The organism is Stenotrophomonas sp. P5_A8 (assembly GCF_056400545.1).
This window is the reverse complement of record NZ_JBFULB010000165.1, coordinates 1-8,298: the sequence shown is the minus strand read 5'-3', so window position 1 is coordinate 8,298 and position 8,298 is coordinate 1. Positions and strand designations below refer to the sequence as shown.

11 protein-coding genes are annotated in these 8,298 nt (G+C 65.7%); 7 read left to right on the top strand and 4 right to left on the bottom strand.

Features of this window, described 5'->3' with window-relative positions:
* Window positions 1-234: 234 nt before the first annotated feature.
* From rplI to AC1DQP_RS12530, 4 genes are all read right to left on the bottom strand, one after another.
* The gene (gene rplI / locus AC1DQP_RS12545) at window positions 235-687 is read right to left on the bottom strand and encodes a 50S ribosomal protein L9 (RefSeq protein ID WP_256774537.1); all 453 of its coding nucleotides are present in this window, start codon (window positions 685-687) and stop codon (window positions 235-237) included.
* 151 nt (window positions 688-838) lie between these two features.
* Window positions 839-1,069 (bottom strand): 30S ribosomal protein S18, encoded by a 231-nt coding sequence (rpsR, locus tag AC1DQP_RS12540; protein ID WP_002804494.1) that lies wholly within the window; start codon window positions 1,067-1,069, stop codon window positions 839-841.
* A gap of 11 nt (window positions 1,070-1,080) precedes the next feature.
* Window positions 1,081-1,518 carry a 30S ribosomal protein S6 gene (rpsF, locus tag AC1DQP_RS12535; RefSeq protein ID WP_256774538.1) on the bottom strand — a complete coding sequence of 146 codons (438 nt, stop codon included), beginning with the start codon at window positions 1,516-1,518 and terminating at the stop codon, window positions 1,081-1,083.
* A gap of 168 nt (window positions 1,519-1,686) precedes the next feature.
* On the bottom strand, window positions 1,687-2,025 hold the full coding sequence (locus tag AC1DQP_RS12530) for a HesB/IscA family protein (RefSeq protein ID WP_256774539.1): 339 nt from the start codon (window positions 2,023-2,025) through the stop codon (window positions 1,687-1,689).
* A gap of 186 nt (window positions 2,026-2,211) precedes the next feature.
* On the opposite strand from AC1DQP_RS12530, the gene asnS reads away from it, so the two are divergent.
* The 7 genes from asnS to kynU all read left to right on the top strand — a co-directional run bounded on the left by asnS (window position 2,212) and on the right by kynU (window position 8,248).
* Window positions 2,212-3,606, top strand: coding sequence for an asparagine--tRNA ligase (asnS, locus tag AC1DQP_RS12525; RefSeq protein WP_457320174.1), 1,395 nt, complete (start codon window positions 2,212-2,214; stop codon window positions 3,604-3,606).
* A 25-nt stretch (window positions 3,607-3,631) separates the two neighbouring features.
* On the top strand, window positions 3,632-3,937 hold the full coding sequence (locus AC1DQP_RS12520; protein WP_256774541.1) for a hypothetical protein: 306 nt from the start codon (window positions 3,632-3,634) through the stop codon (window positions 3,935-3,937).
* Window positions 3,934-4,248 (top strand): hypothetical protein, encoded by a 315-nt coding sequence (locus AC1DQP_RS12515; RefSeq protein ID WP_256774542.1) that lies wholly within the window; start codon window positions 3,934-3,936, stop codon window positions 4,246-4,248. Before AC1DQP_RS12520 ends, AC1DQP_RS12515 begins: the two co-directional genes overlap by 4 nt.
* A gap of 6 nt (window positions 4,249-4,254) precedes the next feature.
* Complete coding sequence (locus AC1DQP_RS12510; protein WP_457320171.1) at window positions 4,255-4,962, top strand: FMN-binding negative transcriptional regulator; 708 nt, start codon at window positions 4,255-4,257, stop codon at window positions 4,960-4,962.
* Window positions 4,963-5,038: 76 nt separating this feature from the next.
* Window positions 5,039-5,701 (top strand): carbonate dehydratase, encoded by a 663-nt coding sequence (gene can / locus AC1DQP_RS12505; RefSeq protein ID WP_256774544.1) that lies wholly within the window; start codon window positions 5,039-5,041, stop codon window positions 5,699-5,701.
* A 25-nt stretch (window positions 5,702-5,726) separates the two neighbouring features.
* Window positions 5,727-6,257: a 3-hydroxyanthranilate 3,4-dioxygenase gene (locus AC1DQP_RS12500; protein ID WP_256774545.1), complete on the top strand. Its 531-nt coding sequence runs from the start codon at window positions 5,727-5,729 to the stop codon at window positions 6,255-6,257.
* 713 nt (window positions 6,258-6,970) lie between these two features.
* On the top strand, window positions 6,971-8,248 hold the full coding sequence (kynU, locus tag AC1DQP_RS12495) for a kynureninase (RefSeq protein ID WP_457320167.1): 1,278 nt from the start codon (window positions 6,971-6,973) through the stop codon (window positions 8,246-8,248).
* Window positions 8,249-8,298 lie beyond the last annotated feature (50 nt).

The window sequence follows — 8,298 nt, the reverse complement described above, 5'->3', positions numbered from 1 at the left end:
GTCGGGCGCCATGGATGGCGCCCGCGAGCCCCCATGGATGGGTTTACGGCGTGTCCCGGCCAAGGCTACCCGCCACCCTCCTCCAGGAARGCAAAAGCGCCGGCCGTTGCAGTGGCCGTTGCAATGGCCGTTGCCGTTGCCGTTAGCTTCTAAAAAAAAACCAACCACCCCACAAAACAAAAACGGGCACCCTCGCGGGCACCCGTTTCTGTAACGCCCGCCTTTCGGCAGGAATCAGGCCTTTTCGGCTTCCACAACCACCTTGACGGTGGTTTCGACGTCGGCGTGCAGGTGAACAGTCACCTCGTACTCGCCCACGTTGCGGAAGGCGCCTTCGCCCAGGATCACTTCGCTCTTTTCCAGCGGCAGGCCGGCAGCGGTGAAGGCTTCGGCGATATCGCGCGGGCCGACCGAACCGTACAGCTTGCCTTCGGTCGAAGCGTTGGCACCGATCGTGACGCTCTTGCCTTCCAGCTTCGCCTTGCGGGCTTCGGCGTCAGCGTGGATCGACTGGGCCTTGGCTTCGTAATCGGCGCGCTTGGCTTCGAACTCGGCCACGTTGGTCGCGGTGGCCGGAACGGCCTTGCCGGTCGGGACGAGGAAGTTGCGGCCGTAGCCCGGCTTCACGTCGACCAGATCGCCCAGACCGCCGAGGTTGGTGACCTTCTGAAGAAGAATCAGCTTCATGGTGTAGCTCCAAAAATGTATTCGTTAGCGAGGCAAGGCCCCGCAGCGATGGCTGTCCGAATATCCGAACGGCAGACCTGGAAACCGCCCGACGCTTCGCAGCGCGGGCGGCCAGATCCGCGAAAGCGGCGACCGAAGCCGCCGGCTTTCATCAGACGTCGTGGTTGTCGGTGTACGGAATCAGGGCCAGGAAACGGGCGCGCTTGACGGCCGTTGCCAGCTGGCGCTGGTACTTCGACTTGGTACCGGTGACGCGGCTCGGCACGATCTTGCCGTTCTCGGTCAGGTACTGGCGCAGGGTGTTGAGATCCTTGTAATCGATCTCCTTGACACCTTCGGCCGTGAACTTGCAGAACTTGCGGCGACGGAAGAACTTGGACATGTCAGTGCTCCTTAAGCGGCCGAAGCGGCGTCTTCGCCGGCATCGGTGTCAGCGGCGGGGGTGGTTTCACCTTCTTCGTCATCACGACGACGACGCTCGCCACGCTCGGGCTTCTCGCCCTTCTCGTCCTTGCTCTTCATGATCAGCGACTGCTCGGTGTCAGCTTCGTCACGCTTGATGACGAGGTTGCGCAGCACGGCGTCGTTGAAGCGGAAGCTTTCCACCAGCTCGCTCAGCACGGCCTGGTCGCACTCGATGTTGAGCATGACGTAATGGGCCTTCACCAGGTTCTGGATCGGGTAGGCCAGCTGACGACGGCCCCAGTCTTCCAGACGGTGGATGGTGCCGCTGCCGTTCTCGACCAGCGCCTTGTAGCGCTCGATCATGGCCGGGACCTGTTCGCTCTGGTCCGGATGGACCAGGAACACGACTTCGTAATGACGACTCATGTGTTTTTACCTTTCGGATGTGGCCCGTTGAGGGCCGGACAGCCCCCCGCAGATGAACGCGGTGGGGCAAGGGTCCTGCCCGAAATCAGGCAGGAAGCCGCAAAGTATGGCAGCGCAAGCCCCAACAGGCAAGCCGCAGCGCGCCAGACAGCCCGGCGGCGGCCCGGCTCAGGCCTTGTCGGCCTCGGTGGTGAAGCTCTCGCCGCAGCCGCATTCGGCGGTCGCGTTAGGGTTCCTGAACGTGAACGTCTCGCTCAGGCCGTGCTTGCCGAAGTCGATCTCCGTGCCATCGACCAAGCCCAGGCTGTCGGCATCCACGTAGATACGCACCCCGTCCTGCTCGAACACGGTGTCGCCCTGGCGCTCGTCGCGGGCCAGATCGGTGATGTGACCCCAGCCCGAGCAACCGGTCCGGGTCACGCCGAAACGCAGGCCCAGCGCGCCGGGGGTCTGCTCGACGAACTTCTGCACACGGGCAAAGGCAACAGGGGTAAGGCTTACGGCCATGACAGGCAACTCCAGCGGATCGTGATCATTATAGAGGGTATGGCGCGGCCCGGCTTCGACGGCCGTCGCTGCGGTTCACATGGCGCGCAGCCCCGGAGAGCGCGCGAAAAATGCCTCGCAAGCCGAACACCGCACCCGTTAAACTCCGTGTTCAGAGATCGAGTCGATCAACAGAGGATTCAAGTCATGACGGTGGTCAGCGTTGAACATGCGCTTGCCGGGAAAATCCCGGAAGGCGGCGAGGCAACCGTACGCGGTTGGGTACGGACGGTGCGCGGCTCGGCGGCGCTGGCCTTCGTCAATGTCACCGATGGCTCCTGCTTCGCCCCCATCCAGGTGGTGGCCAATGACACCCTGGGCAACTTCGACGACATCAAGAGCCTGACCCCGGGCTGCTCGGTGATCGCCCGCGGCACCCTGGTCAAGTCCCAGGGCAAGGGCCAGTCCTTCGAAATCCAGGCCCACGACATCGAAATCGTCGGCCTGGTCGACGACCCCCTGACCTACCCGATCCAGCCCAAGCCGATGAGCGCGGAGTTCCTGCGTGAAGTGGCGCACCTGCGCCCGCGCACCAACCTGTTCGGCGCGGTCACCCGCATCCGCAACTGCCTGTCCCAGGCCGTGCACCGGTTCTTCCACCAGAACGGGTTCAACTGGATCAGCACCCCGATCATCACCACCTCCGATGCCGAAGGCGCCGGCCAGATGTTCCGGGTCTCGACCCTGGACATGGCCAACCTGCCGCGCAACGAAAAGGGCGAGGTCGATTTCAGCCGTGACTTCTTCGGCAAGGAAACCTTCCTGACCGTGTCCGGCCAGCTCAATGTCGAGGCGTACTGCCTGGCCCTGAGCAAGGTCTACACGTTCGGCCCGACCTTCCGCGCCGAAAACTCCAACACCACCCGCCACCTGGCGGAGTTCTGGATGATCGAGCCGGAAATCGCCTTCGCCGACCTGGCCGAAGACGCGCGCCTGGCCGAGCAGTTCCTGAAATACCTGTTCCGCGCGGTGCTGGACGAGCGCGGCGACGACCTGGCGTTCCTGGCCGAGCGCGTGGACAAGAACGCGATCACCAAGCTGGAAGGCTTCATCAACGCCCCGTTCGAGCAGATCGACTACACCGAAGCGGTGAAGCTGCTGCAGAAGGCCGACAAGAAGTTCGACTTCCCGGTCGAATGGGGCCTGGACCTGCAGACCGAGCACGAGCGCTGGCTGACCGAGGAACACATCGGCCGCCCGGTGGTGGTGACCAACTACCCCGAGCACATCAAGGCGTTCTACATGCGCCTGAACGATGACGGCAAGACCGTCGCAGCGATGGATGTGCTCGCCCCGGGCATCGGCGAGATCATCGGCGGCAGCCAGCGCGAAGAGCGCCTGGACGTGCTCGACGCGCGCATGGCGCAGTTCGGCCTGGATCGCGAGCACTACAGCTGGTACCGCGATTTCCGCCGCTACGGGTCGGTGCCGCATGCCGGTTTCGGCCTGGGCTTCGAGCGCCTGGTGGTGTACGTGTGCGGGCTGGGCAACATCCGCGACGCCATCCCCTACCCGCGCGCGCCGGGCAGCGCCGAGTTTTGATCCCCCCCGCGGAGGCACCGAGCCCATGACCCTGTTCTTCGCGCTGTGTTTCGTCGGCGTGGCGATCGCCGGGTTCAGTGCCTTCGTGATCTTCTGGCCGCTGACCCTGATCCACATCCGCGACCGCCATCCGCTGCTGGCGCAACGCTTCGGCAACGGCGCGTTCCTGCGCCCGGATGCGCTGCGCTGGCTGCTTGGGCGCGATTACCGGCAAACCCCCGACCGGGCGCTGTCCGGGCTGGCCACGCCTGCCTGGGTATCGCTGCTGACCCTGCTGGCCGGACTGGGCATGGCTGCCCTGCTCTGGCTGCTTTCGATGGTATTGATATGAACGACACCCCCTCACACCGCGACGAATGGTTCTTGGCCAGCCTGGGCAACACGCTTATCTGGGCGCGCCTGCGGATCCGCCCGGCCGGCACCGCCGAAGTCCTCGACAGCGACGGCAACACGCTCAGCTACGACAGCGAAGACACCGCGCGGTCGCAGTTGTTCGATGCCGAGTTCGTGTCCTATGACGGCCTGGACGAGGAAGACGCGCTGATCCGCGGTTTCTCGCTGCATGAAGTGCAGCCGCCGCAGGGCGCCAGCGATGCCGAGCTGCACGGCCGCATGGTGCAGAGCTTGGGCGCCCGCGCGTAACCGGCGATGTTCATCCCTTCCGCCTTCGCCGAGACTGACCTGATCTGGCTGGACCGGCTGCTGGCGCGCGATGCGTTCATCACGCTGGTCACCACCGGCGCCGACGGTCTGCCGCAGGCCACCCGGATGCCGGTGCTGTACCGGCGCGACGCCGATGGCATCCTGATCGAAGGCCACTGGGCCAAGCCGAACCCGCAGGCAGGCCATGCCGGCCCCGCGTTGATGCTGGTGCACGGTCCCCACGCGTATGTGTCGCCGGGCTGGTATCCGGACAACGCCGTCAGGAACGGCGTTGGACAGCCAAAGGCTGGCCCGCAGGGTGAGCCCCAGGGACGGGGCGAACACAAGGTCGCGCAGGCGCGTGTGCCGACCTGGAACTACGCCGCTGCGGAACTGCGCGGCGTGCTGGAGCCGGTGACCGACGATGATGCGCTGATCGCCATGCTGGACGGCCTGAGCGCGCACTATGAAGCGCAGGTCGGCGGCGACTGGGATCTGCTGCCGATCGAGCCGCGCCAGCAGCGCATGCTCGGCGGCATCGTCGGGTTCCGTTTCCGCCCGGCGCAGGTGCAGATCAAACTCAAGCTCAGCCAGAACCATCCCGAGGCCAACCAGCACAGCGTGATCGACGCGCTGTCGGCGCTGGACGCCCCGGCTTCCCGCGAGCTGGCGCAGTGGATGCGCTGGCGCCGCGACGGCGACACCGCCGGTTGATTCTCCCCGCTTCCCGCGACGCCGCGGCCAGGCTGGCCGCGCCTTGCCCCCACCTTACGTCAGGGACACCTGCCCCATGAAAGACATCCACAAGCTGCTGCAGAACAACCGCGAATGGGCGGACCGGATCGAGAAAGAAGACCCGGAATTCTTCCACCAGTTGGCCAAGCAGCAGCACCCGGAATACCTGTGGATCGGCTGTTCCGACTCGCGCGTGCCGGCCAACCAGATCATCGGCATGGCACCGGGCGAGGTGTTCGTGCACCGCAACGTGGCCAACGTGGTGGTGCACACCGACCTGAACTGCCTGAGTGTGATCCAGTACGCGGTGGACCAGCTTAAGGTGAAGCACATCCTGATCGTGGGCCATTACGGCTGCGGCGGCGTGCACGCCAGCCTGCACAACACCCGCGTGGGCCTGGCCGACAACTGGCTGCGGCACGTGGGCGATGTGGCGCAGAAGCACGCCTCGATCATGGATGCGATCGAGGACCCGGCGCTGAAGCACGCACGCCTGTGCGAGTTGAACGTGATCGAGCAGGTGGTCAACGCCTGCCGCTCGACGATCGTGCAGGATGCCTGGGCGCGCGGCCAGAAGCTGATGGTGCACGGCTGGGTCTACAGCCTGAAGGATGGCCGGGTGCGCGAGATGGGCATCGACGTGGGTGCACCGGAAGACCTGCAACCGGCCTACGAAAAGGCCCTGGCCCACGTGCCGCGCCGCGGTCGGCGCGACTGACGCGTCTCTCTACGGAATCCCCATCATGCTCGCTTCCCCCATCAATCTGCTGGCCTGGATCGAGGAACACCGGCATCTGTTGAAGCCGCCGGTGGGCAACAAGATGATCGAGAACGGGGACTTCATCGTGATGGTGGTGGGCGGGCCGAACAGCCGCACCGACTACCACTACGACGAGGGCCCTGAGTGGTTCTACCAGCTCGAAGGCGAGATGACGCTGAAGGTGCAGGAAGACGGTGCGGTGCGCGACATCCCGATCCGCGCGGGCGAGATCTTCCTGCTCCCGGGCAAGGTGCCCCATTCGCCCCGCCGCCCGGCTGGCGGCGTGGGGCTGGTGGTGGAGCGCAAGCGCCTGGCGCATGAGCGCGATGGGCTGCTGTGGTTCTGCGAGCGCTGCAACCACAAGCTGTACGAAGAGTATTTCGCGCTGGAGAACATCGAGACGGATCTGCCGAAGGTGTTTGCGCGGTATCAGGCCTCGGTGGAGATGCGCACCTGCGAGGCGTGCGGACATGTGGATCCGTTGCCGGGTGGTACCGGGGCTGTTGAAGGCTGAGAGCTCGAAGGCGGACAGCAGCATGTGCGCGCGCACTCCGGGCGAGGCTTGTATGGGTGGGTTTGCGCGCATGCAGAAGAGCCGGCGGATTCGATCTTTTAGCGACTGCTGATGCCCGTTCCTGATTCGATGCCAGCTTGACCTTTGAAGGAAGAGCAGCCGAGCATGGCTCGGCTCTACCGGGGCCATTGCAATCATCCCGGTGGGGTCGATCCTCTAACGACTGCTGATGCCCGTTCCTCATTCGATGCCAGCATGACCTGGGAAGGAAGAGCAGCCGAGCATGGCTCGGCTCTACCCAGGCGTTTGCCGGCGCTCCAGGCATTTCCAGACATTCCACGCATTTCGGGCATTTGCGGCATTCCCAGCGTTTCCCGGCGTTTCCCCGGCGTTTCCCATGCGCGCCTACCCACTGTCGGGGCGTGGTGCGGGTGGGTTGCCGGGACCGTGTGTTGCCATGGATGGCAACACCGAGCCCCCARGGAYGGGTTTACGGCGTGTCCCGGCAACCCACCCGCACCGCGCCAGCCCAGCCACCGCCCACACAGGACGCCGTTGCGGTTGACGTTGACGTTGACGTTGACGTTGACGTTGACGTTGACGTTGGCGGTTGGCGGTTGGCGTTGCCTGTTGCCTTTACCAACACACACCCCACAACACCCCACACCCCCACCACCGGATAAACTGTCAGCCACTGTCACGCGGGTTGCACCATGTCCGACATTCTCAGCCGCACCCATGCCGTTGCCCTGGACGCCGCCGATCCCCTGCGCGCCATCCGCGGCGAATTCATCTTCCCCCAGCACAACCATCGCGACCAGACCTACTTCGTCGGCAACTCCCTCGGCCTGCAACCGCGTGGCGCCCGTGCCGCCGTCCAGGACGTCATGGACAAATGGGCCAGCCTGGCCGTCGAAGGCCACTTCACCGGTGACACCCAGTGGCTGCGCTACCACCGCCTGGTCAGCGAACAGCTCGCCCGCATCGTCGGCGCCCTGCCCAGCGAAGTGGTTGCCATGAACACCCTCAGCGTCAACCTGCACCTGATGATGGTCAGCTTCTACCGGCCCACCGCACAGCGACCGGCCATCCTCATCGAAGCCGGCGCGTTCCCCACCGATCGCCACGCGGTCGAATCGCAGATCCGCTTCCACGGCTTCGACCCGGCCACCGACCTCATCGAAGTCCAGCCTGACGAACCCAACGGCACCATTTCCCTGAAGGCCATCGAACGCGCCATCACCGAACACGGCCCGCGCCTGGCGCTGGTGCTGTGGCCCGGCGTGCAGTACCGCAGCGGCCAGGTGTTCGACCTCGACGCCATCACCCGCATGGCGCGCCTGCAGGGCGCCCGCATCGGCTTCGACCTGGCCCACTCCGTCGGCAACGTGCCGCTGCAACTGCACGACATCGCCCCGGATTTCGCCATCTGGTGCCATTACAAGTACCTCAACGCCGGCCCCGGCGCCGTCGCCGGCTGCTTCGTCCACGAACGCCATCACCGCGACACCACCCTGCCCCGCTTCGCCGGCTGGTGGGGCCACGAGGAAGCCACCCGCTTCAAGATGGCCCCGCAGTTCGTGCCCACCGCCGGCGCCGAAGGCTGGCAGCTCAGCAACCCGCCGGTGCTCGGCCTGGCGCCGCTGCGCGCTGCCCTGGACGTGGTCGACAAGGCCGGCGGCATCGCCGCCCTGCGCGAGAAATCGTTGCGCCTGACCGGCCTGCTCGATGCCCTCGTGCGCGCCCGCCTGCCGCGGGTGCTCGAAGTGCTGACCCCAAGCGAGCCCGAACGCCGGGGCTGCCAGCTCTCGCTGCGCGTCATCGGCGGGCGCGAGCGCGGCCGCAGCCTGTTCGAGTACCTGCAGACCGTCGGCGTGCTCGGCGACTGGCGCGAACCGGACGTCATCCGCATCTCGCCCACCCCGGCGTACAACCGTTACCAGGACCTGCACCACTTCATCGACGAAGTGGACGCCTGGGCCGGCCACTAAGCCGCGCCCCCTCCCCCTTGCGGACACCGACTTGATCGCTACCCCCTCCC